Below are 25,351 nucleotides of genomic sequence, written 5' to 3' on the forward strand. Positions count from 1 at the left end.
AAAAAATTCCAAATTCCAACTGAATTATTCAGCTTTTGGAATTTGGAATTTTTTTATGGCCTATTTTATAATATGTAAATATTTTTTAAATGAATATTCAGGACATTCATAACTTGTTTTTGCAATGTAAATCGGTTTCAATTGATACAAGAAAAATTGAAAAAGATTCTATGTTTTTTGCTATCAAAGGCGAAAATTTTGATGCTAATACTTTTGCTGCAAAAGCACTGGAATTAGGAGCTTTGTTTGTTGTTGTTGACAATGCTTCGTATGTTATTGATCAAAGAACAATTCTTGTCGAAAACAGCTTAGAAACCTTGCAGGAACTGGCAAAATTTCACCGCGCTTATCTCAAATTGCCTATAATAGCATTAACAGGGAGTAATGGTAAAACGACAACTAAAGAATTGATTAATGTTGTTATTGCTAAGAAATACAAAACCAAAGCGACAGTCGGGAATTTAAACAATCATATTGGTGTTCCTTTGACTTTGCTGTCTTTCGCAAAAGAAACCGAAATTGGTATTGTTGAAATGGGAGCAAACCATAAAAAAGAAATTGAATTTTTATGCGAAATCGCCCAGCCGGACTATGGTTATATTACCAATTTTGGGAAAGCGCATCTTGAGGGTTTTGGTGGAGTTCAAGGTGTAATTGAAGGTAAGAGTGAAATGTATCAATATCTTGCGAAAAACGATAAATTGGTTTTTGTGAATCTTGAAGATCCTATCCAGATCGAAAAATCTGCGGGAATAAAATCATTTACTTTTGGAAATAATGCCGCTGCTGATTTAAAAATTAAAAGCATCAAAGCCAATCCTTTTGTAGTCATAGATTATGATAATTTTAGTGTAGAGTCGCATTTAATTGGGCTTTACAATGCTAATAATATCAATGCGGCAGTTGCTATAGGTAATTATTTTAAAGTAGAAGATCAGGATATAAAACAAGCTATAGAAACTTATATACCGGAGAATAATAGATCACAATTATTAAGAATTGGTTCTAATCAGATAATTCTTGATGCTTATAATGCTAATCCTAGTAGTATGGCAGTTGCAATAACTAATTTTTTACAACTCGAAAATCAAAATAAAGTAATGATTTTGGGTGATATGTTTGAGTTGGGAGATGAGAGTCAGCAAGAACATAAATTACTTGTAGATTCGTTATTAGATCAGGATAAATTTATTTGTTACCTGATTGGTAAATCATTTTATGAAAACAAGGTAGCTAAAGATAATATTCAGTTTTTTGAGACTTTTGATGATTTTGTAGAGCATCTTAAAACAATGCATTTTGATGAAAATACGATTCTCGTAAAAGGATCCAGAGGAATGGCATTAGAACGCACACTAGAATATATTAAATAAAAAAAACCATCAGTTTGCGACTGATGGCTTTTTTTTAGATACTCATTAAAAAACCAATTAGGTTTTCTTTTTTATTTAAACCAAGTTTTTTTCTTAACCTGTATCGGGCTAACTCAACTCCTCCCGTTGAAATATTCATGATCTCGGCTATTTCTTTTGTCGACATATTCATTAATAAATAAGTAGATAAATCGAGTTCTCGTGGCGAAATTGTTGGGTATTTCTCTTTTAATCTTTTCAAGAATTCAAAATGAACGTTTTTGATATGCTTTTCGAGATCTTTCCAGCTTTTGTCTGTGTTTACTTCTTTTACAATGCTTTTATTCAATTTACTCACTTGAAATTTTGTTGAATCGTCAAGTGCGTCAACATCAATTTCTTTTAGTTTGTGAATGATTCCGTTTAGTATTTTGTTTTTCTTTACTACTTGCAAGGAATTGTTTACCAGTTCTTTGTCTTTTGCTAAAATCTTGATCTGAAGTTTGTCACTTTTAAGTTTTTCGATTTCTTTTTCAAGATCAAATTGTTCCTGTCTTATTTTTGATTCTTTTTCAAGATACAGTCTTCGTTGTTCGATAGTTTCGTAGTATTTATTTTTACGAATTTTCATTTTAACCCTGCTTGAAATTAAGTAGACAGCTATTATGATAAATATAAAATAAAACATAAAAGCTAAAAAGTGTCTGTACCATGGAGGAGAAACTATAAAAGAAAGTATTGCAGGTTCAGATTGAATTCCGTAACTGTTTCTGACTTTTACCTTCATTTTATATTCACCTTCTCTTAAATTGGTGTATTCCTTAATAGAAATGGTAGACCAGTTACTCCATTTTTCGTCGAATGGTTCTAACTGATAAGAGAATTGTACATTCTCGAGATTTTCATAGGTAGGAGATGAAAACGTAAAGCGTACATGATTGGAAGAGTAGGGTATGCGAATGTTTTCTGTTTTACTTTGATTGTTCCCCAGAACGATTGTGTCTCCCGGAAATGAAAAGCTTCTAATGAATGCTTTGGGTTTGGTTACAAAGTTGTTTAAGAGTTCAGAGTCGTAATGTGCCAGCCCGTCCGTTAATCCGATGAAAATATTTTTTGAATCGATTGTGTTTACTGATAAATAACTATTTACCAAATTACCGGTTAAGTTAGAGAACGGCGCAACAACATTTTTATAATGATGGTTTTCTTTCATTAATACTCCTAAAGATTCATCAAATGCATACCATAAATTTGATTGTGAATCTTCGCTTAGGGCATTTATTACTGGAATATTTTTGAATAATTCCGACAGTTTTTTGTCTTCATAAAACAAATCCTGTTCTTTTGAGAATTTGTAAAAATGATTATTAGTCTGGAAATAAATTTTGCTGTCGATTTTTTGAAGGCTGCCAATGTTTTTGTATTTCGGTGTTAATTGGTTTATCTTTTTGATGGAGATAAATCTTGTCAAATCATTACTTAGTTGCATCTTATAGATAGATTCATCCTTTTTTAGCCATAAATAAGATTCATCGAGCTCAAAACTATTAGATGATTTGTCAAAACCTAAGATTTGATTTTTAAATACCAATCCATTTCCTGTTTTTTGAAAAATAGCAAATCCGTCGTAATTAGAACCAATAAAAAAGCCCGGATGATTTGGCATGCTTTTAAAACCAAAGTATCCTTTAGAATCTATGATACGTGTCACTTTTCCGCCTTGTATAGATAATGCCCCTCTGTTGTTAGAGCAAATAAGTTCATTGTCGATTACCTGAACATTCCATGATTGTGCAGTGGTTCCTTCAACAAGTTTAAAAACATCTTCCTTAAAACGATTGTTCCAGACGTGGTAAAAAACACCTTGATTTGTTGCTACGTAAAGATTGCCCTGATGAATTGCAGACGCGTATACGGTACTAATATCATAACTAAATCCGAAGTAGGTAAATGGAGAGCTTTCGTTTAAATATGCTATACCATTATCCAGTCCCAGCCACAAATTGTTTTTATTGTCTATGAAAGAAGTTAGGACGGTGTTGTTTTGCAGTCCTTTTTTTCGGTTTACATGCTGAATGATTTTTCCATTAAAATCGCAAATGACAACGCCATCCAGTACTGAGTTTAAAACAATAAAGTTTTTGTTTATTGTAACACCTCCTAATGAGTTGTTTTTTTTGACGAAATTATTTGCCTCAGTTTCCCAGGGCTTAATGGTATTATTTTCATAGGTGAATAATCCTTTTTCTAATGTAATTATAAGGATTTTGTCTTTTGCTAAAGCATACATTCCCCATATCTCGGTATTGTTTAGGACGCTGGTGTTGGGTAAAGTGTATAGCTTACCATTTCGATATTCTAGGATTCCTTTTTCGACATCCTGAAAATAAAGTTTATTATTTACTACAAATGAAAATTGAAATCTTTTAGGAGCTTTTAAGATCGATAGTTTTCCGTTTTTTAAGATATAAGCCCTTGCGAAAGATTGAAAAATAGTCTCATTGTTTAAAGAATGGATTTTCCAGATAAAATCGATGATTTTGATTTTGTTCTTATCTACCTTTTTAGACAGAGAAGTGTATTCTAGTTTTCCTTTATTATCAGGTTTAAAAAAACCAAATTCATTATATCCTCCAACAAAGATTTTTCCTGAGTTATCAATCTTTAAACATCGTACAGAAGTTAAATTAGGTAAAGGATATTTTCGCCAGGAAGATCCGTCGAATTGTAATAGCCCGTTATTATTTGCAAAATATAGGTTTCCGTTTTTATCCTGGCCAATATTCCAGTTTTGTGTTCCTCCTTTATATTCGTTTCGTTTGTAATTTCTTACGTCTGGAAGGCCAATGTTTTTTACCTGTCCGAAAAATGTAATTGTGAATAATGTAAAAAAAGTAATAATAAAATATGATTTTATCAATTTCATAAATTTTTCCGTTTTTTTAAATTCTTAGTGGTTAAGTGTTTGTTTTTTAGTTATTTGGGTTTGTTTTTTCTCTACTATCACGATGTAGAAGAGCGTTTTTTTTATAAAAATAAGCATTCTTATATTAGTGTAGTGTTTATTTTTATAATTAACATTTTGATAACATCATAAAATTAATTATTAAATATTTGTAAATCAATATGTTAAATTAAAAATGATGTGTTTTTGTAATGTATTAAAATTTAGTTTGATGTGTTTTTGTAGTGAAATTTAGTTGCTGATAGTAAAAAATTAACATTATTATTGCATCAAATTACTAATTAATTAACCAAAATTTTTAGAAAAATGAAATTAACAAAATTACTTATTTTTTGTGTTTCGTCTTTGTTATTCTCGGTTATAGCTGTGGCCCAGGATGTCACAGTAAGTGGAATAATAAATGATGAAAGTGGAATGCCAGTTCCAGGTGCAACAATCCTATTAAAAGGTACTACAAAGTCAACTGCATCCGATTTTGATGGAAAATTCCAACTGCAAGTTCCTTCAAATGGTGTTTTGACGGTTACTTTTATAGGTTATGCTACAGTTACTGAAGCTATAAACGGAAGAACAAAATTGTCGATTCAATTAAAACCGGAATCACAATCACTAAATGAGGTTGTTGTTGTTGGATATGGTACTCAAAAGAAAACGGTTGTTACAGGAGCTATTTCTAAGGTAAGAGCTCAGGATATCGAAAACTTACCAATAACAAGAATTGAGCAAACATTGCAAGGAAGGGTTTCTGGAGTTACAGTTGCAGCAAGTTCAGGGCAACCAGGAGCTTCATCCACCATTCGTGTGCGTGGTATAACTACATTAGGAAACAATGATCCGTTATGGGTAGTAGATGGTGTAGTGGTTGATGCAGGAGGAATAGGTTACTTAAACCAGTCTGATATCGCATCTATGGAGGTGTTAAAAGATGCCGCTTCTCAAGCGATTTATGGTGCAAGAGCAGCAGCAGGGGTAATTATTGTTACTACCAAAAAAGGAAAATCAGGTAAAATGAGCGTGAGCTATAATGGTTATACTGGTTTTTCTGGCCCGGCAAGAAAATTAGATCTTTTAAATGCAACTCAATATGCAGCTTTACAAAATGAAAAGTATGCAAACGGATATGTTAAGAAAAATGCAACAGATACTTTCGCATTGCCGTTTAATACCCCAAGTTCATATGGAACAGGTACAAATTGGCAATCAGAGATTTTCAATGACAGTGCAGCACGTATTGGTCAAGAATTAAGTTTATCAGGAGGAAATGATGTATCTACTTTTTATGTGTCTTTCGGTCTTTTGGATCAGGAAGGTATTGTGACAACAGATATTTCTCATTACAACAGAAAAAACATTCGTTTAAACTCTACTCATAAAATAACTAAGTGGATGACTTTTGGTCAGACTTTAGGTTTTTCGAGAGAGAAAACAGTAGGATTAGGAAATACAAACAGCGAATTTGGAGGACCATTAAGTTCTGCAATCAACTTAGATCCAATTACTCCTGCTATTGTGACCGATGCTAATATGGCTTCAAATCCACCTTATTCAGTAGGTATTGATGGTCGTGGTAAAGGAATTTTAAGAGATGCTAACGGTAATCCTTATGGAGTTTCGACTATTGTGACTCAGGAAATGTCTAATCCATTAGCTTATACACAAACAAGATTAGGAAATTACAACTGGGCAGATAACTTCGTTGGAAATGCTTACTTAGAAATTGAGCCAATAAAAGGACTAAAATTCAGAACTACTGTAGGAGGTAAATTAGCATATTGGGGTTTTGAAAACTTCACACCGGTTGCTTATTTAAACTCAACAAATATTACACAATTAAACAATCTTTCAAGAAATACAAACCAAGGTTTTGGATGGAATATTGAAAATGTTGCTTCTTATACAAAAAGTATAGGTGATCATAATTTTAGCGTTTTAGTAGGTCAGGGAGCGTATGTAGACAATAGAAATAGTGGTACTACAATTACTTATACTAATTTGCCAGTGGACAGTTATAAAGATGCATCTTTTAATTTTGACCTTCCAAAAGATCAAATAAATGCTACAGCAACTACAGGAAATGAGCACAGAGTAACTTCATTATTCTCAAGATTGACTTATGATTTTAAAGAAAAATACTTATTAACAGGTATTATTCGTAGAGATGGATCTTCAAGATTTGGATCAAACAATAAATACGGGACATTCCCTTCGTTCTCATTAGGATGGGTACCTTCAAAAGAAGCATTTTGGATTGAGAATAAAGTAGTAAACCAATTAAAGTTCAGAGGAGGTTACGGTGTAACTGGTAATGATAATATTGGAGATTTCAAATATTTGGCAACTGTTGGAGACGGTCGTAACTATACAATTGGTACGTCTGGATCTGTAACTATTGGTAATAGCCCTAATGCACCTTCAAATCCAGATTTAAAATGGGAAGAAACAAGCCAAACCAATATTGGTTTTGATGCAACTATTTTTTCTGATTTCAATTTATCTTTTGACTGGTACGTTAAGAAAACTACAGGAATTCTACAAGAAATCGTATTGCCAGGTTATGTTGGTTCAGGAAATCCTACCGGAAACGTTGCTGATATGCAAAATAAAGGTATCGATTTAGAATTAGGATGGCGCAAAAAATTAGGACAAGTAAACATTGGTTTAAGCGGAAACGTATCTTATTTGAAAAACGAAGTAACGTTTTTAGGACGCGGCGTTAATTTCCTTTCAACAGGAGAACAATTTAAAGCAATGACTTATGACATTACAAGAACGCAAGTAGGACAACCTTATGGATCTTTCTACGGATTTAAAACTGCAGGTATTTTCCAAAATCAAAATGAAATCAACGCTTATAAAAATGCTTCAGGAGGATTAATCCAGCCAGGTGCTAAACCAGGAGATTTCCGTTGGACAGACATAAATGGAGATGGTCAGATTAATTCAGATGACAGAACATATCTTGGTAGCCCAATACCAAAATATACTTTTGGATTTACAGTTAATTTAGATTACAAAAACTTCGATTTAATGATTTTTACTCAGGGAGCGGCAGGAAACAAAATCTTCCAGGGGTTACGTAGATTAGATATCGATAACTCTAACTACCAGACTAAAGCTTTAGGCCGCTGGACAGGAGAAGGTACATCTAATACTTATCCAAGATTAACATCTGATGATACAAACAAAAACTTTAATAATCCTTCTGATTTCTATCTTGAAAAAGGAGATTACGTAAGAATTAAAACAATTCAGCTTGGATATTCATTGCCAACTAAAACAATTAGTCAAATAGGTTTAGATAAAACAAGAGTGTATTTAACAGGAGAGAATTTATTCACTTTTACTAAATATACCGGATATGATCCTGAAATTGGAGCGAGTAGTAACACAGGAAATGTAATGGGTATAGACAGAGGTATTTATCCTCAGGCTAGAACTTTCATGTTGGGAGTTAATTTACAATTTTAATAAAAAACAAGAATCATGAAACTAAAAAATATAAAATATTCACTTGTTGTTTGCGGAGCACTATTTACTGCCCTTTCGTGCAGTGAGGATTTTTTGACCGTAGAACCGAAAGGAACTTCACTAGAGTCCAACTATTACCAGAATGAAAGCCAGGCTTATGCAGGATTGGTAGCTGTTTATGATATAATTGGTAAACAGTCTAAAGGTTTTGAAAATATGATCTGTATGATGAACGCAGGTTCAGATGATTTTAATGCAGCTGGTGGTGGTGCTACAGATGGTGCGGGAATACACGCATTTGCTGATTATTCGCTTAGCCAGTCTACAATTCCAGGTAGTTTTTGGGGAGATTTTTATCAGGGAATTTTTAGAGCAAACGTATTGCTTGAAAAATTGCCGGCAGTACCTATGGATGAAGCTAAGAAAGTAAGATTTACAGCTGAAACCAAAGCATTACGTGCTTACTATTATTTTGAATTACTTCGTACTTTCAGAAATATACCGTTAATCTTGCAGCCAATTAAAACTTCAGAGACTTTTAATGTAGTTCAGTCGACTCCAGAAGCGGTATATGCACAAGTTGAAAAAGATTTGCAAGAAGCGATTCCGGGCTTACCTGTTATAATTACAAATATGACAGACGAAGCTGGTCGTTTATCTCAGGGAGCAGCAAAAGCATTGCTAGGAAAAGTGTATTTATACGAAGGAAAAAACGCATTATCAGCAGCACAATTTGCTGATGTAAATGGTACTCCAGGTGGTACAAGTATGTACGGATATAAATTGGTAGCTAATTTTGCTGATTTATGGAAAGTAAGTAACAAATTTAACTCAGAAGCTATTATTGAAATCGTTCACACGGATAAAAGTAATGCCAATTGGGATTTTTGGGGTAATGGAAAAGATGAAGGAAACTCTGTTTGTATCATGGTAGGACCTAGAGGATACAATAGAACTAATGGTTCAACTGCACCGGATTATGTTTCGGGATGGAGTTTTAATACCGTAAGACAAAGTTTGTATGATGTTCTAAAAGGAGATCCTCGTTTTGATGCTACTATTCTTGATATGAAAGCATTGAAAGCAGCTGGACAAGCAAAATGGGCACCTAACTATGATGATACAGGATATTTCCTTAAAAAATTCATGCCTTTAAACTCAGATACTTCTACAGGAAGTGGAGCAACAGCTTTAAATTATAAGCAAGATGTGTACGCAATTCGTTTGGCAGATACTTATTTAATGGAAGCTGAAGCATTAGGCGGTACAGGATCAAGAGCACAAGCATTATTTGATGCTGTAAGAGCACGTGTAGGTTTAGGATCAATTCCGGTTTCTTTGGATGCAATTGCATTAGAAAGAAGAAAAGAATTAGCTGGAGAAGGACACCGTTGGTTCGATTTAGTAAGAACAGGTAAAGCTGCTGCTGCATTGGCATCTAAAGGTTTCCAGGCAGGTAAAAATGAAATTTGGCCAATTCCTTTCAAAGAATTAGAAAACACTAAAATTGTTCAAAACCCTAATTATAACAATTAAATAAAAATCATATGAGTTTAAATATAATTTTTAAAAAGAGCATATACCTAATGGTCGCTATGGCAGCATTAGGTTCGATAATAGTAAGTTGTGAACCTGATACAGCTGGTGAAGGCAACGGATTAGAAAACGCAAATGTCGATCCTTCATTTACAATTACTCCTGTAGCAGGAAAAAATAATACCTATTTATTAGTATCCGGGACAAAAGATGTGCTGAACTCTTACTGGAAAGTAGGTAAAGCTGAGTTTTACGGAAAAATGGAGCTGGAGGTTTTTTTACCAGATAAAGGAACATATGCAGTAATACATACCGCTGTAGGAAGTGGTGGAAAAACTAATACTGCAACAAAAGAAATTATTGTTGCTGCAAATGATCCTGACAGAGGAAATTTAGTAAAAGGAACAAGCTTCTTAAATGCTGCTGATCAGGCGCAATGGACAAACTTACACCTTAATACTAATGGATTAGCTTCATGGACATTTACTCCTGGATTTGCAACTATAAATGTAAGCGGAGATACTTCGAATCAGGAAGCAATCTATCAGGAAATAGATGTTGTAAAAGATAAAGAATATATAATCGATATGGTTGTATCTGCAACAAGCGGATCTGCAGATTTTTGGTTTGAAGTATATGCAGGAAAAACAGTTCCAACTTCTGGAGTTGACTATACAGACAACAAAGTTATGGGGTTAAGCTCTGAAGATGGTTGTGGAAAAGAAGCATTTGATGGAAAACTATCAGCTGTAGGATGTGTAAAAAACAGTGCTACAGACGATCAGGTAAGTAATGTTGTGAAATTTACAGAAAGTGGTAAAGTCTATTTAGTAATTAAAAGCGGTGGTAATAAATTTACTCCAACCGGAATCAAAATTACAGAAGTAGAGTTTAGAGGAAAATAAGTTTAAGTTAAGTTTAAGTTTGGTTGTAAATAGCCCATAATCAATATGAGTATGGGCTATTTTTTAAATCCGTAAGCTGCCAGAAAGTTTTTTAGTGAAGAAGAGTTCACCAAAGAGTTTCAATTTAGAATTTAAAAAATTAGAAAAGAATGAAAAAAAATAGTTTAAAAGCGCTATGTTTTTTGTTTTCGTTAGCGGCTTTTGCCCAACAACCCAAAACAAAAAAAGAGTTTACAACCAATGGAAAAAAGATCACGGTTTATACCACAGCCGAAAATTCAAATTTAAGATTAACATCTACAGATCATCTCACTTTTACAGCAGCTAAGCAACCTCTGGAAATAGAGAGCTCTGTTTTTGTAGAACCTGCAAAGAAGTTTCAGACTTTTATAGGGATTGGAGGAGCTATTACAGATGCGAGTGCCGAAATATTTGCTAAACTTTCAAAAGAAAAACAAACAGAATTTTTAAACGCCTACTACGACAAACAAAAAGGTATAGGCTATTCATTGCTAAGAACCACGATACAAAGTTCTGATTTTAGCAGTGGAAGCTATTCTTATATCGAAGAAGGAGATAAAGATTTAAAAACGTTTACTATTGATCACGACAGACAATTTCGTATTCCGTTGATTAAGCAAGCCATCCAGACTGCAGGCGGTAAATTAATGACGTATGTGGCACCTTGGTCTCCAAATGCTTTTATGAAAAGTAACGGAAATGTTCTAAAAGGAGGATCATTACTACCGGAATATTATCAAACCTGGGCAAACTTTTATGCCAAATTTATAAAAGCTTATGAAAAAGAAGGAATTCCAATTTGGGGTACTTCTACTCAAAATGAACCAATGGCGGTTCAAACTTGGGAATCTTGTATTTATACAGCAGAAAACGAAAGAGATTTTATAAAAAACTTCCTTGGACCAACATTAAAAAAAGAGAAACTGGGCAATGTAAAAATCATCGCCTGGGATCATAATCGTGATTTAATGAATTACAGAGCAAACGTAATTTACTCTGATCCGGAAGCTTCAAAATATGTTTGGGGAATGGGATTTCACTGGTACGAAAACTGGTCTGGAGGAGCATCAATGTTTGATAACGTTGCAAAAGTAAACGAAGCATATCCTGACAAAGGTTTAATGTTTACAGAAGGTTGTGTCGAAAAATTTGATGCTGCAAAATATCAATTTTGGGGTAACGGAGAAAGATACGGAATCTCTATGATTAATGATTTTAATAATGGAACTGCCGGATGGACAGACTGGAACATTCTTTTAGATCAAAACGGCGGACCAAACCATGTGGGTAATTTTTGCTTTGCGCCAATTCATGCTGATACAAGAACAGGAGAGTTAATTTACACTCCGTCATATTATTATATTGGGCATTTTTCAAAATTCATTCGCCTAAATGCAAAAAGAGTAAGTTCTGCAGTAAGCAGAAGTGCTTTGTTAAGTACATCATTTTTGAATGCTGATGGTACAATGGTCACAGTTGTCATGAACCAAACAGATAAAGCATTGGACTATAAATTGATTATAGGAGATGAACAAGCAGTAGTTAAAATTCCTGCACATGCAATACAAACGCTTGTGTATTAATGTTTTGTTAGTAGAAAGAGGGTTAATTTGAATCATCCAAATTAGCCCTCAATTTTTAATTTTAAATTAAATCTTTTTTTGAAAATACTATGAAAATCATCAATAGAATTTTAATAGTTCCAATAGCAGTTCTACAATTAATTTGTTCTTCATCAAACGTTGTTGGACAAAATGCTCATACATCCAAAAAAAATAAAAAAATAGAGGTTTATACTACTGCCGAAAATACAAATTTGAGATTATCATTATCTAATAATTTAATTTCAAAACCAACTTCACAACAAACAAATTCAACAGTTTCTATACAATTAGATCCTGATAAAACAGACCAGACTTTTTTGGGAATTGGTGGCGCTATAACTGATGCAAGTGCGGAGGTTTTTGCCAAACTATCACCAAAAAAACAACAAGAATTTCTTAGCGCTTACTACGATAAGAATAAAGGAATAGGGTATTCCCTTGCCAGAACAAACATTCACAGTTGCGATTTTAGCAGCGACAGTTATACTTATGTCCAGGAAGGTGACAAAGAACTCAAAACCTTCAATATCGATCACGATAGAAAATACAGAATTCCACTCATTAAAAAAGCAATTGAAACAGCCGGCGGGAAATTAACTTTATTTGTTAGCCCATGGAGTCCCCCAGCTTTTATGAAAGACAATAATGACATTTTGCACGGCGGCGTTTTATTGCCTGAATTTGCACAATCATGGGCAAATTATTATGCTAAGTTTATAAAAGCTTATGAAAAAGAAGGAATTCCGGTTTGGGGATTAACGATCCAGAACGAGCCAATGGCAAAACAACGTTGGGAATCGTGTATTTATACTCCCGAAGCAGAAAGAGATTTCCTGAAAAATTTTCTTGGACCCACTTTAGAAAAAGAAGGACTTGGTACTAAAAAAGTGATCATTTGGGATCATAATCGTGGTGATATGCTAACCACAAGAGCCAATCTTGTTTTCTCTGATCCTGAAGTATCGAAATATGCCTGGGGAATTGGATTTCACTGGTACGAAACCTGGAACGGCGGTACACCAAAATTTGAATCAGTTGCCGAAGTTCACAAAGCTTTTCCTGACAAAAATCTAATATTTACAGAAGGCTGTATCGAAAAATTTGATGCGACTAAATTTCAGTTCTGGGGAAATGCAGAAAGATACGGCCTTAATATGATCAACGATTTTAATAACGGAACCGTTGCCTGGACAGACTGGAACATTCTTTTAGACCAAAAAGGAGGACCAAACCATGTTGGTAATTTTTGTTTTGCACCCATTCATGCCGATACCACAAAAGATGAGTTAATCTACACACCAATGTATTATTATATTGGGCATTTCTCAAAATTTATTCGTCCCGGTGCAAAAAGAGTAATTCAAACAATAAGCGACAAAAATTTAATAAGCACTTCATTTAAAAATTCTGATGGCAAAGTAATTACAGTTGTCATGAACCAATCAGATAAGGAGATTGTTTATACCCTAAAAAACCACGATTTGCAAAACACTATAACTATCCCGGCACATGCTTTACAAACAATTGTATTAAACTAGCTGCCCAACTAAAACTATAAAAATGAAACTAAATTTTAAAAACATCCCGAAAATAATGTTTTTTGCGATGATCGTATTTGCTCAGGCAAAATGCTCTTCATCGAGTGATGTTGTCGACCCAGTGGTAAATCCTCCGGTAGTAAATCCTCCGGTAGTGGTAACAAACGATGTTGATTTCTGGCTTACAAAAGGAGACCAAAGTGCACTATTAGCAAAACAAACCGGAGTTTTAGGATTTGGTACAACTAGTAACTCTTATGCAAATATTGAAGTTAATGCATCTCAAAAGTATCAAACTGTAGATGGTTTTGGATACACTTTAACCGGCGGAAGTGTTGATGTAATCAATCAATTAACAGCAACAAAGAAAAGCGCACTTTTGCAGGAACTTTTTGGTTCTGGAGAAAATTCAATAGGAGTAAACTACATCAGGATCAGTATTGGAGCTTCTGATCTTAGCGCATCTCCTTTTACTTATGATGATCTTGCAACAGGAAGTAGCGATTTAGATCTTGCAAAATTTAGTTTAGATAAAGATAAAACAGTAATTGCTCTAGTGAAAGAGATATTAGTCATTAATCCTAAGATCTTAATTTTAGCAACGCCTTGGTCAGCTCCACTTTGGATGAAAGATAAAGACAGTTTTATTGGCGGAAGATTGCAAACTCAATATTATGATGTTTACGCAAAATATTTTGTAAAATACATTCAGCAAATGAAAGCTGAAGGAATTGTTATTGATGCCGTAACGCCTCAAAACGAACCCCTTCACGGCGGAAATAATCCAAGTATGGAAATGTCAGCATTAGAGCAAACCAATTTCATTAAAAATAACTTAGGCCCAGCATTTAAAGCAGCGAATATTACCGCAAAAATTATTGCATACGATCATAATTGTGATAAGCCAGAGTACCCAAAAACAATTTTAGCAGATCCGGCAGCAAACCCTTTTGTTGATGGTTCAGCTTTTCATTTATATGCCGGAGATATCAGTGCACTTTCAAATGTGTATAATGCATATCCGGATAAAAATATTTATTTCACAGAACAATGGACTTCTTCAACAGGAGATTTTGGAGGTGATTTAAAATGGCATCTTAAAAATGTAATTATTGGTTCAATGCGCAACTGGAGCAGGAATGCGCTAGAGTGGAATTTGGCCAATAACGGAGATTTTGGACCTCACACAACAGGCGGTTGTAGTACTTGCAAAGGAGCGTTGACAGTAACATCAAGTGAATCTTTTCAGCGTAATGTAGCTTATTATATTATTGCACATGCCTCTAAATTTGTTCCGGCGGGATCAATACGAATTGCAAGTAATATTAGCGGAAATTTACAAAATGTAGCATTTATTACGCCCTCAGGTTCTAAAGTTTTAATTGTTGAAAATGATGGGTCGGGAGCAGAAATATTTAATATCAAGTTCGACAATAAATGGGTGACTACTTCTTTGCAAGCTGGATCTGTAGCCACTTATACCTGGAAATAATTTAAACCCCAAAAGGTTTATCCGGAAACAGAAAAGGAAAATTTTTTGTAAGAATTTTAAAATAAAAATATTTTAAGCAAACAACGATGATATATTTAATATTAACTATTTGCAGCTATATTATTAACATAACTTTTAAATAAGTTTTTTTCTTTAAGGCTAGAGAAACATTAGCTTTACCGACTAAATTTTTTTAAAGATGAAAAAGATAAACAAAATTATTTTAGTAGTATTCCTACTTTTTGTAAGCGGATCATTTTATGGTCAAAATTTAAAAATCATGACCTACAACATCCGTTTAGATGTTGCTTCTGATGGAGAAAATGCATGGCCAAATCGAAAAGATTATTTTGCTTCGCAAATTCAATTTTATAGCCCGGATGTTTTTGGAGTTCAGGAAGCAACACCAAATCAGGTAACAGATATTGCATTGGTTTTGCCAAATTATAACAAATTTGGAGTAGGGCGAGAAGAAGGAGGAACAGGCGAGGCATGTACGATTTATTATAAAAAAGATCGCTTTAAAGTAGAGCAGTCTAATACATTCTGGTTATCAGAAACTCCAAATGTAGTTTCAAGAGGTTGGGATGCAGCTTGTAACAGAGTTTGCACCTATGGACTTTTTAAAGATTTAAAAACTAAAAAAACATTTTGGGTTTTTAATCTTCATCTGGACCACATGGGCGAAGAAGCAAGAATAAAAGGAGTACAGCTTGCTTTGAAAAAAATAAGCGAATTGAATACAAAGAAATACCCGGCTTTTTTAATGGGAGATTTCAATTCAGAACCGGATACAAAACAAATTGCAGAAATTAAAAAAGTAATGGATGATACAAAAGATGTTTCAAAAGAAAAACCATTTGGACCATCAGGAACGTTTAACGATTTCAAACACAACGAACCGGTAACATTATTACTCGATTATATTTTTGTTTCAAAAAACAGTGGATTAAAAATTCAAAAACACGCAGTTTTAAGTGATTCTAAAGATTTAAAATATCCCTCGGATCATTTACCTGTCTTAATAGAAATAGATTAAAAATGAAAAACATCAACAAAAAACTCCAAATTTTACTTTTGCTGCCTCTTATTGCAGTTCAGATAAAATGCGGAACTTCAAAAAATTCAGCCACTTCTAATAAAGCAGAATCGTGGATCACTACAACCGATGAGTCTTTAAAACTTCAAAAGCAAAATGATTTGGTTTTTAATACAGAAACGAATTCAAACCAAACTATTGAAGTAAATCCTTCTCAAAAATTTCAAACCATCGAAGGTTTTGGATTTTCTTTGACAGGCGGAAGTGCTCAGGCTATTTTAAAACTGGATAAAGCAAAAAAAGAAGCTTTGCTTCAGGAATTGTTTTCCAGAAAAGAAGATGCAATTGGGTTGAGTTATCTTCGTATTAGTATAGGAGCTTCTGATTTGAATGAAAAAGTTTTTTCGTATGATGATTTACCGGAAGGTGAAACAGATTTAAAACTGGAAAAATTTAATCTTGGTCCTGATTTAAATGATGTTGTGCCTTTATTAAAAGAAATTTTAGCCATCAATCCTCAAATAAAAATTATGGGTTCTCCGTGGTCACCTCCGGTTTGGATGAAAGACAACGGAAGCTCGAAAGGCGGAAGTTTACAGCCTAAATATTATCAGGTTTATGCCGAATATTTTGTAAAATATATTCAGGCAATGAAATCGCACGGAATTGTTATTGATGCGATTACACCTCAAAACGAACCATTGCACCCGGGAAATAACCCAAGTTTATTAATGCTTGCAGAACAACAGGCAGATTTTATTGGGAATCATTTAGGTCCCGCTTTCGCGAAAGCTAAAATCAAAACCAAAATCGTGATTTACGATCACAATTGCAACAAACCGGAATATCCTTTAACGATTTTAAAAGATGCAAAAGCGAATCCTTTTGTAGCCGGTTCTGCATTTCACTTATACGAAGGAGATATCAGCGCATTATCTACAGTTCATGATGCATATCCAAACAAAGATTTGTATTTTACCGAACAATATACAGGGTCAAAAAGTAGTTTCGAATCTGATTTGAAATGGAGTGTAAAAAATGTTGTAATTGGTTCTATGCGTAACTGGAGTGTAAATGCACTATCATGGGGATTGGCAAATGACGAGTATTACAAACCTTTTACTCCAGGCGGATGTTCGACTTGTAAAGGAGCGCTGATGATCGATCAGGCTCAGAATATAAAAAGAGAAGTAGGGTATTATATTATTGGTCACGCATCAAAATTTGTTCCTGAAGGATCAGTAAGAATTGGAAGTAATATTGCCGGAAATTTATACAATGTAGCTTTTAAAACTCCATCAGGACAAACGGTTTTAATTGTAGAAAATGATGGAGCTACAACAGAAACATTCAATATAAAATACAATAACAAACAAATTTCAACTACCTTAAACGCAGGTGCTGTGGCTACTTACGTTTGGTAATCAAAATTAAATTCATGAAATCGCCATGACTCCAAATAAAAAAGGAATAAAGAATGGCGATTCCATTAAAAAGCATATATTAAATTAGTATGAAAAAATTAACCACATTTGCCTTGTTGATGGTATCGGTTTTTGCGATGGCACAACAAGAAACAATAGATCAGAAAGTTAATGCTCTATTGAAAAAAATGACCATCGAAGAAAAAATTGGTCAGCTTAATCAGTATACAGGGGATAATTCTGCAACGGGACCAATTACTATTAATCCTAACAAACAAGCTGAGATAAAAGCAGGTATTGTAGGTTCTATGCTAAATATTGTGGGTACAAAATATACCAGACAATATCAGGAACTGGCAATGCAATCACGTCTTAAAATTCCGTTGTTATTTGGTCAGGACGTTATTCACGGTTACAAAACTACTTTCCCAATTCCGTTAGCCGAGGCTGCAAGTTGGGACTTAACAGCAATTGAACTGGCGGCAAGAGTTGCTGCTACAGAAGCTGCAGCAAGCGGAATCCACTGGACATTTGCACCAATGGTCGATATTAGCCGTGATCCTCGTTGGGGACGTGTCATGGAAGGTGCCGGAGAAGATACGTACCTGGGATCTAAAATCGCTTATGCAAGAGTAAAAGGTTTTCAGGGAAATAAACTGGGAGATTTAAACTCGGTTATGGCTTGTGTAAAACACTTTGCGGCTTACGGAGCAGCTGTTGGCGGAAGAGATTACAACTCAGTAGATATGAGCGAAAGAATGTTGTGGGAAACGTATTTACCGCCATTCAAAGCAGCTCTTGATGCAGGTGCGGCAACTTTTATGAATTCATTCAATGACTTAAACGGAATTCCTGCTACAGGAAATGCACATTTGCAACGCGATATCTTAAAAGGAAAATGGAATTTTCAGGGATTCGTAGTTTCAGACTGGGGCTCGATTGGAGAAATGGTAGCACACGGATATTCTAAAGATCTTAAAGCAGCAGCACTTTCTGCGATTACAGCCGGAAGCGATATGGATATGGAAAGTAATGCTTACAGGTATCATTTGGCTGATTTGGTTAAAGAAGGAAAAGTGCCTGTTGAATTAATCGATGATGCTGTAAAGAGAATTCTTCGCAAGAAATTCGAATTAGGATTATTTGAAGATCCTTACAAATATTCAGATCAAAAAAGAGCCGATAAAGCGTTGAACAATCCGGAACACAGAAAAGCTGCTCTTGATGTAGCACAAAAAAGTATTGTTTTATTAAAAAATGAAAACGAAACTTTACCACTTTCTAAAAACCTGAAAACAATCGCTTTCATAGGGCCAATGGTAAAAGAATACAAAGAAAACATGGGATTCTGGTCTGTAGAATTACCTGAAGTTGATTACAATAAATGGATCGTTTCGCAATGGGACGGTTTACAAAATAAAGTAGGTAAAAATACCAAGTTGCTTTACGCAAAAGGTTGTGAAGTTGACGGAGACAACAAAGACGGTTTTGCCGAAGCTGTTGCCACTGCCAAACAAGCCGATGTCGTTATTTTAAGTATAGGAGAAAAACGCGATATGAGCGGTGAAGCAAAAAGCCGAAGCGATATTCATTTACCAGGTGTTCAGGAAGATTTAGTAAAAGCGATTCAGGCTACCGGAAAACCAGTTGTAGTTTTGGTAAATGCAGGAAGACCATTAATTTTTAATTGGACTGCAGATAACGTTCCGGCAATTGTATACACATGGTGGTTAGGTACAGAAGCAGGAAACGCAATTGCGAATGTTTTATTTGGAGATTATAATCCGTCTGGAAAATTGCCAATGACTTTCCCGAGAGAAGTAGGGCAGATTCCAATTTACTATAATCACTATAGCACAGGAAGACCGGCAAAAGACGAAGATTCAAAAAATTATGTTTCAGCCTATATCGATCTTAAAAACTCTCCTAAATTTCCTTTTGGATATGGTTTGAGTTATACTAAATTCAATTATTCTGATTTGAAATTATCTTCGACTAAAATGAAAAATAATGAAACCATTAAAGTTTCTTTTCAATTATCGAATGTTGGAAAAGTATCTGGAGAAGAAGTAGTACAATTGTATCTAAAAGATAAATTTGGCTCAGTGGTGAGACCAATTTTAGAATTAAGAGATTTTCAAAAAGTAAAATTAAATGCAGGGGAATCTAAAACAATAGAATTTACAATCGACAAAGAGAAACTTTCTTTCTATAATGATAAATTAGAATTTATTGCAGAAGCAGGAGATTTTGAAGTAATGATTGGAGCTTCATCAGCAGATATCAAACTAAAATCTAATTTTGAATTGCTTTAAGAAATTCATCTATAAATAAAAACGGGCTTCATTTGAAGCCCGTTTTTATTATAATTATTTCACCAATTTCTTGAAATTAAATTTCATCAAATTCATAAAGCCTTGTTCTATAATATCGATTCCCAGTCCGAAATTGCTGTCTGCAACTTCATGATGCGCATTTCTAAATTCTTCAAAATCTGCTTGCGGAATTTCTAAATTCACCAATGGTGTAAAATCTATATTTATTGTAGCACCATTTTTTGTTACTTTTTTACGGCTGGTATAATCAAAATACGGATTTTTAATCGTGCTTTCCTGTGTCGTAAATTTCTCTTCTACATCTATTCTTTGATCTGTGTAAAGGTTGATTTCGTATTTTTCGTTATCAAAATTATGCCAGAAAGCAATATCGGTATGCAAAAAGTCACGGGCATTATTTTTAATCACATTTCGATCAAAATACATTAAGAAACGATTTTTTTGTGCATCTGTATAATACGGATCTTCAACATTCGCCTTGTACTGAATGGTATATTCGTTCAGTTTTTTATCATCGCTCAGCGTTTCAATTGTAGCATCTTTAAATATATTTCGAACATCCGTGCCGTTTCGGTCATTGTTATAGTTCAAAGTATAAAAGAAGAAATTATTCCAGCTGTCAATGATTTCTCTTTTGTTAGTATTCTTAAAATACTTACGCATATAATTAGCACGATTTCCTTTGTAAGTGGTGGTTAACGAAAGTTGTCCAGTGTTTTTTTGAACATTAAAATCAGCTTTTTCATTAATACCATAATAAGGAAATTTATGCGATTTTTTTATTTGTAAATCCTGATTTGGTTTTACCTCCAGATAATGCATGAAGTAAATAAAACCGCGATTTTCAATCAATCCAAATTCATCACGACTTGTAGCATCAATAAAATACGTTTCAGCCTTATAATCGATTTTTACAATTACATGATTAAAAGTCAATAAAGATGGCAAGTAATATTTCAGGTAATGATCTGTATTAAAATTAACCAAAACTACAGACGAATCTACCTTGATATAATCTAAAATCACTTTTAGTAAAACACATTTTGCCTTACAATCTCCCTGTTTGTTTTGATACGTGATAGACGGTTCCTGCGGTTTGTGACCGTTCATTTCATCTGCATTAAAAACATAGTAAACATGATTTTGCACATAATCTATCGCAAACTGCAATTGTTCATCTTTGTTGTTAATGGCATCCAGTTTTTCGACCAGATTAGGAGCAAATTCCTGTAGAGAAGATTTAGCATAAACCTCCTCATATAAAGGAGAAATATAATTAGACAAGTCGATCCAGTTACTATCAGTTGCAAAATCTATAAAAGGAGCAATTTCGCGATTACTATCTACAAAATTGATGTAGTTTTCTCTTTCGATCGTAAATTTTTGCCCTTTTTCTAAGTAATTAATTTCAGGAGGCAATACATTTCCGTCTTCATCTCTAAAGAACGTTTTTTTGTAAGCAATTCTTTTCTTGCGATCATTGATAAAAGAAAAATTATAACTTCCGTAAGCCCAGTAAGTGCTTGGGCTAACCCATACAAACTTAGAGAATTCTTTACGTAAAAAGTCACGTTCTGTAAATATCTTTACACGAGAATCCTCCATTATAAGAACATCATAAAGGCGCAAATCTTTTATGGTAATATTTATTTTTTTATTGCTGCTTAAAACACCGCCGTCACTTTGGTTTTCGCTGTCCAGAACTTTAATTTTTGTATCAGCGATTTTATCAACCAAAACGCCTTCTCTTAAAACGCTTATTCTGTGTATGATATAAGTTTCATTTTCTTCGACCACGACATCCATTACCGATGCATTTTCAAGATTTGCAGGTTCATTTAGTGTATAAGCTACACAAGCATATTCACTATTTTCTTCGTCGTTAGTGTAATAAATTTTATCTAAAAAATAGCAGTAATCACGACCTTCATCTATTTGTTTGCTTGCAAAATCTGATTCTTTAATGTATTCAATAAGTTGATTGTCATTAATATTAGTAGCCCATTCTGCTGGTTTTTGAATTTTGTAATTCTCTGACTGAATAAGATTTTCCATCGATGTTTTTTTAATATCTTAATAATTAATACAAGTATAATCTTATGCTTTTGTAACTCACAAAAATATGCGATTTTGAAATACTTAATGATTGTTAAAATTAATTAGTTTAATTTTTCTTAATAAAATTGCGTCATTTTATTGACATTGACAATTGAAATTGAAAAAAAATGTCATTTTTTATTACTATTAAATTTTAATTTGAAATGAAAAAAAGCCACTGAGCTACATAATATTTTAATGCAGAGAGCTTTGTATAAAAAGAAAAAACCTCGCTTTTTAGCAAGGTTCATATATTTTAATTTGTGATTTTAAAAGGATCATGTACTGAAAAAGTGCTGATGATTAGAATTTAGGAATTATTTTAAAACAGTATTTATAAAATCCATAGCGCCAATTCCTTTATAGGATGCCAATAATGCTTTATCAAAAGCTTCGCGTTTTGCTTTTTTATCTTTTGCTTCGGTTTCAATAATCATTTGGTTGAAAATTCTTTCCTGTTCCTCACTATATTTTATAGAAGCTTCGAGTAGATCATTTTTTGATACTAATCCAAAAGAAGAATATACTCTCTTCATAAACTTCTTGTTCAGGTTTTCTAGATTTGGAATGCTCATATTTTAATCATTATTTTTCTATACTTAAGTAGACTATCTATTTCAATTTTTGTTACAATAAAAAAGATATTAAAAACTGTTAATTAATATGTTACCTGTTTTTAAGATGATTTTTTATTGAAAAAACACATAATAATTATATAATGTGTTATTATGACGCAATGTACTTATTTTTTTAATCTGTTTTTTTATTTTTAAATAAAAATTGTGATTTTAACACTTCCTTTTTTAGAATGAATTTTGTGATAAAAAAGGGATGTGATTTAAGAAAAATGCTTCGGTTTTATAAAAATGCTTTAAATTGCAGTATAATCGAAAAATGAAAGTTGTAATTAATTAAAATTAGATGTTAAAAGACATTATAGAAAATAATCAAAATTATCAACCCGGACTTTCGATAGATTGTGTGATTTTTGGTTTTCACGACAATCAGCTCAAGGTTTTATTGATTAAAATTCCGCATAGTAATAAGTGGTCATTACCTGGCGGTTTTATCCCAATCGATCAGGATATTGATACTGCAGCAGTGACAGTTTTAAACGAAAGAACCGGAGTAGAAGGTATATTTTTGAGACAATTTGCCACTTTTGGAAAAATAAAACGCAACGATCAGCATTTTAGCAAAGAAGTTTTAGAATATTTAAAGATCGAAGAAGCAAAGGGAAAATGGCTCACGCAGCGTTTTGTTACCATTGGGTATTATGCCCTTGTCGATTTTTTAAAAACAATTCCTAAATCTGTCAATAAAGAAGAAGTTATAGAATGGATTGATCATAAAGAAGTGCCCGAACTTATTTTAGATCATGCAGCAATTCTCGATAAAGCATTAAACACACTTAGAATCGAATTGAATCTAATGCCGATAGGTTACAATTTATTACCAGAAAAATTCACGATGCCGGAGCTGCAAAAATTGTATGAAACGATTTTGGATAAAAAACTGGACAGAAGGAACTTTCTGCGTAAAATTAACAACATCGGAATCTTAAATAAACTCGATGAAAAGAAAAGTAATGTAGCACACAAAGCACCAAATCTATATAATTTTGATAAAGACAAGTACGAAGAAGTCCTTAAAAACGGATTGAATCAGGGCTGGTAAAAATAATGCTAAAGTTTTTTTTTTACTATTAAAAGCTTAATTTTCCTTAATCTCTTAATGGTTCAATAAATTGCTATTGTGAGACAATCGTTCTAAAAGTCAAATTTACACGAGGTTTTGATGTTGTTTTAGTTGGCGGTAATCTGTGTAGCCAATGCGTTTGGGTTTCATCTTTCATCACCAATAAGCTGCCATGTTCCAGAATTAAAGAAACGGTTTCTTTGGTTTCTTTATGTTTAAAAGCAAACTTTCTTTCGGCACCAAAACTTACCGAACCAATGGCGCCATTCTTTTTTAAATCTTTTTCGGCATCGCTGTGCCACGCCATTCCTTCATCGCCGGAATGATATAAATTAAGCAGGCAAGAGTTGAAGGTTTCGCCTGTTTCTTGTTCAATAACTGCTTTTAATTCCAGCAGTTCCTTTGTCCAGGGAAGCGCTTTTTTGGTGGTATTCGAATACGTATATTCAAAACCCGAATCGCCGTACCAGGCAACTTTTCGCTTCGTAAGAATTAATTTTCCGAAGATAATTGCTTCGTCATTTTTCCATTCAATAGTATTCAAAAGTAGATCCAAGTAACGATTCGATTCTTCTCTGGAAAATAATTTGCCATAGTAATTTACGGTTCCGTCTTTAGGAAGCAGGTTCGTCGTTTCGTCAGTTTCGGGATTAAATAAGTCCATTTTTCCAGTTTTGATATTCGGTTTTCATGCAATGTCCGCAAGGTCTGAAGCCATTTTGCCTGGCTTCATTTTCAGATAAAAAGAAAACCCGATTTTCTCGTTTCATTCTTTTTCCTGACGAACATTTTAAAGTTCCGTAGATTTTTAATTTTTGGTTTCCACCAAAGCAAATTTCCGCATTTTTAATTTTATTTCGAAGATTTGAATCTGAAATTTTATTGTGTTGTGTCATATTTTTACCGCATTTTTTATCGTAGAGGCGCACAGCAGTGCGTCTCCCACAACGTATGTTTTTTGCTACAGATTAAATAAAATGATTTTAAAATCTGCCATATCTGCTAAATCTGCGTGAAAATATCATATTGGAGTAGATAATCGTTGCGTAGACGCACTGCTGTGCGTCTCTACAGATATACTGTGTGTTGAAACCTCTGCACCTCTGCACCTTCAATTTAACGCATCATGAAAAATAATCCCCAGCGTATGTCGCTCACCAGAATGAATTTCGCTCACGCCATGTTTCATATTCACACGATAATAACCTTTTGTACCTTTTACAGGTTTGAAATTAGTTGTAAAAACCAATACATCTCCTTTTTTAGGTTTCAGAACAATAACTTTCGATTGTGCCCTTGGTGTTTGCTGTGTTAAAACAAATTCGCCACCGGTAAAATCTTCATCAGGTTCGTTGAGAAAAATTACTATTTGAATAGGAAAATAAACATCGCCATATAAATCCTGATGTAAGGTATTAAAACCACTTTTGCCATATTTTAAAATCAAAACAGTCGCTTTTAGCTGATTGTTGGCATGACATTGTTCCAGTAATTTTTCGTGAGTTTCAGGAAAACTGGTGTTTATATTTAAAACTTTCATCCAGGTATTTGCGATTGGTGCAAGTTTAGGATAAATCGATGTACGAATGTTTTGAATTAAAACCGGCAACGGATAATTAAAGTATTTATATTCGCCCAAACCAAACCGATAACGTTCCATAACGACTGTTTTTCGGTATAAAGAGGGATTATCATAATCGAATTTTAAATCTTCACATTGCTCGTTATCTAGTACATTCGGAATAATGGCGAACCCATTTTCATGCATAGATTCGGTAATGCTTTCCCAATTAAGAGACGCAATTTTTGATTGTATATTTTGCATAAGTAAGTTTAAATGAATTAAATAGGATTGATCACATATCTTCACATTTTT

At 33.6% G+C, this 25,351-nt stretch carries 17 protein-coding genes; 11 read left to right on the forward strand and 6 right to left on the reverse strand.

All coding sequences use genetic code 11. The annotated features are described in order from the left end of the window. The first annotated feature begins 89 nt into the window (after positions 1 to 89). Positions 90 to 1,373, forward strand: coding sequence for a UDP-N-acetylmuramoyl-tripeptide--D-alanyl-D-alanine ligase (locus LNP81_RS08610; protein ID WP_230035027.1), 1,284 nt, complete (start codon positions 90 to 92; stop codon positions 1,371 to 1,373). Between the two features lie 34 nt (positions 1,374 to 1,407). Here LNP81_RS08610 and LNP81_RS08615 read toward each other — a convergent pair whose 3' ends face one another. After that, a complete protein-coding gene (locus LNP81_RS08615; protein WP_230035028.1) occupies positions 1,408 to 4,278 on the reverse strand; it encodes a triple tyrosine motif-containing protein in 2,871 nt (956 codons plus the stop codon). Positions 4,279 to 4,623: 345 nt separating this feature from the next. On the opposite strand from LNP81_RS08615, the gene LNP81_RS08620 reads away from it, so the two are divergent. From LNP81_RS08620 to LNP81_RS08660, 9 genes are all read left to right on the forward strand, one after another. Further along, entirely contained in the window at positions 4,624 to 7,785 is a 3,162-nt protein-coding gene (locus tag LNP81_RS08620; RefSeq protein WP_230035029.1) for a SusC/RagA family TonB-linked outer membrane protein, read from the forward strand. 15 nt (positions 7,786 to 7,800) lie between these two features. Continuing rightward, on the forward strand, positions 7,801 to 9,321 hold the full coding sequence (locus LNP81_RS08625) for a RagB/SusD family nutrient uptake outer membrane protein (RefSeq protein ID WP_230035030.1): 1,521 nt from the start codon (positions 7,801 to 7,803) through the stop codon (positions 9,319 to 9,321). A gap of 11 nt (positions 9,322 to 9,332) precedes the next feature. Continuing rightward, positions 9,333 to 10,226, forward strand: coding sequence for a hypothetical protein (locus LNP81_RS08630; protein WP_230035031.1), 894 nt, complete (start codon positions 9,333 to 9,335; stop codon positions 10,224 to 10,226). A gap of 149 nt (positions 10,227 to 10,375) precedes the next feature. Next, entirely contained in the window at positions 10,376 to 11,830 is a 1,455-nt protein-coding gene (locus LNP81_RS08635; RefSeq protein ID WP_230035033.1) for a glycoside hydrolase family 30 protein, read from the forward strand. 89 nt (positions 11,831 to 11,919) lie between these two features. Next, positions 11,920 to 13,389 (forward strand): glycoside hydrolase family 30 protein, encoded by a 1,470-nt coding sequence (locus LNP81_RS08640; RefSeq protein ID WP_230035035.1) that lies wholly within the window; start codon positions 11,920 to 11,922, stop codon positions 13,387 to 13,389. Between the two features lie 22 nt (positions 13,390 to 13,411). Continuing rightward, on the forward strand, positions 13,412 to 14,881 hold the full coding sequence (locus LNP81_RS08645; RefSeq protein ID WP_230035037.1) for a glycoside hydrolase family 30 protein: 1,470 nt from the start codon (positions 13,412 to 13,414) through the stop codon (positions 14,879 to 14,881). Between the two features lie 199 nt (positions 14,882 to 15,080). After that, a complete protein-coding gene (locus LNP81_RS08650) occupies positions 15,081 to 15,920 on the forward strand; it encodes an endonuclease/exonuclease/phosphatase family protein (RefSeq protein ID WP_230035039.1) in 840 nt (279 codons plus the stop codon). Positions 15,921 to 15,922: 2 nt separating this feature from the next. Further along, the gene (locus LNP81_RS08655; RefSeq protein WP_230035041.1) at positions 15,923 to 17,344 is read left to right on the forward strand and encodes a glycoside hydrolase family 30 protein; all 1,422 of its coding nucleotides are present in this window, start codon (positions 15,923 to 15,925) and stop codon (positions 17,342 to 17,344) included. Positions 17,345 to 17,433: 89 nt separating this feature from the next. Beyond that, complete coding sequence (locus LNP81_RS08660; RefSeq protein WP_230035043.1) at positions 17,434 to 19,659, forward strand: glycoside hydrolase family 3 N-terminal domain-containing protein; 2,226 nt, start codon at positions 17,434 to 17,436, stop codon at positions 19,657 to 19,659. A 54-nt stretch (positions 19,660 to 19,713) separates the two neighbouring features. Here the strand turns inward: LNP81_RS08660 and LNP81_RS08665 are convergent, their stop codons facing one another. Next, the gene (locus LNP81_RS08665) at positions 19,714 to 21,735 is read right to left on the reverse strand and encodes a DUF3857 domain-containing protein (protein WP_230035045.1); all 2,022 of its coding nucleotides are present in this window, start codon (positions 21,733 to 21,735) and stop codon (positions 19,714 to 19,716) included. A 359-nt stretch (positions 21,736 to 22,094) separates the two neighbouring features. Then, entirely contained in the window at positions 22,095 to 22,313 is a 219-nt protein-coding gene (locus LNP81_RS08670) for a hypothetical protein (protein ID WP_230035047.1), read from the reverse strand. 385 nt (positions 22,314 to 22,698) lie between these two features. Here LNP81_RS08670 and LNP81_RS08675 point away from each other — a divergent pair, with 385 nt between their 5' ends. Further along, positions 22,699 to 23,454: an NUDIX hydrolase gene (locus LNP81_RS08675; protein WP_230035049.1), complete on the forward strand. Its 756-nt coding sequence runs from the start codon at positions 22,699 to 22,701 to the stop codon at positions 23,452 to 23,454. A gap of 73 nt (positions 23,455 to 23,527) precedes the next feature. Here LNP81_RS08675 and LNP81_RS08680 read toward each other — a convergent pair whose 3' ends face one another. The 3 genes from LNP81_RS08680 to LNP81_RS08690 all read right to left on the reverse strand — a co-directional run bounded on the left by LNP81_RS08680 (position 23,528) and on the right by LNP81_RS08690 (position 25,300). Continuing rightward, the gene (locus LNP81_RS08680) at positions 23,528 to 24,139 is read right to left on the reverse strand and encodes an alpha-ketoglutarate-dependent dioxygenase AlkB family protein (protein ID WP_230035051.1); all 612 of its coding nucleotides are present in this window, start codon (positions 24,137 to 24,139) and stop codon (positions 23,528 to 23,530) included. Further along, complete coding sequence (locus LNP81_RS08685) at positions 24,126 to 24,371, reverse strand: Ada metal-binding domain-containing protein (protein ID WP_230035053.1); 246 nt, start codon at positions 24,369 to 24,371, stop codon at positions 24,126 to 24,128. Before LNP81_RS08685 ends, LNP81_RS08680 begins: the two co-directional genes overlap by 14 nt. Positions 24,372 to 24,586: 215 nt before the next feature. Continuing rightward, the gene (locus LNP81_RS08690) at positions 24,587 to 25,300 is read right to left on the reverse strand and encodes a 2OG-Fe(II) oxygenase (RefSeq protein WP_230035055.1); all 714 of its coding nucleotides are present in this window, start codon (positions 25,298 to 25,300) and stop codon (positions 24,587 to 24,589) included. Between the last annotated feature and the right edge of the window lie 51 nt (positions 25,301 to 25,351).

Source organism: Flavobacterium piscisymbiosum (assembly GCF_020905295.1).
GTDB lineage: Bacteria > Bacteroidota > Bacteroidia > Flavobacteriales > Flavobacteriaceae > Flavobacterium > Flavobacterium piscisymbiosum.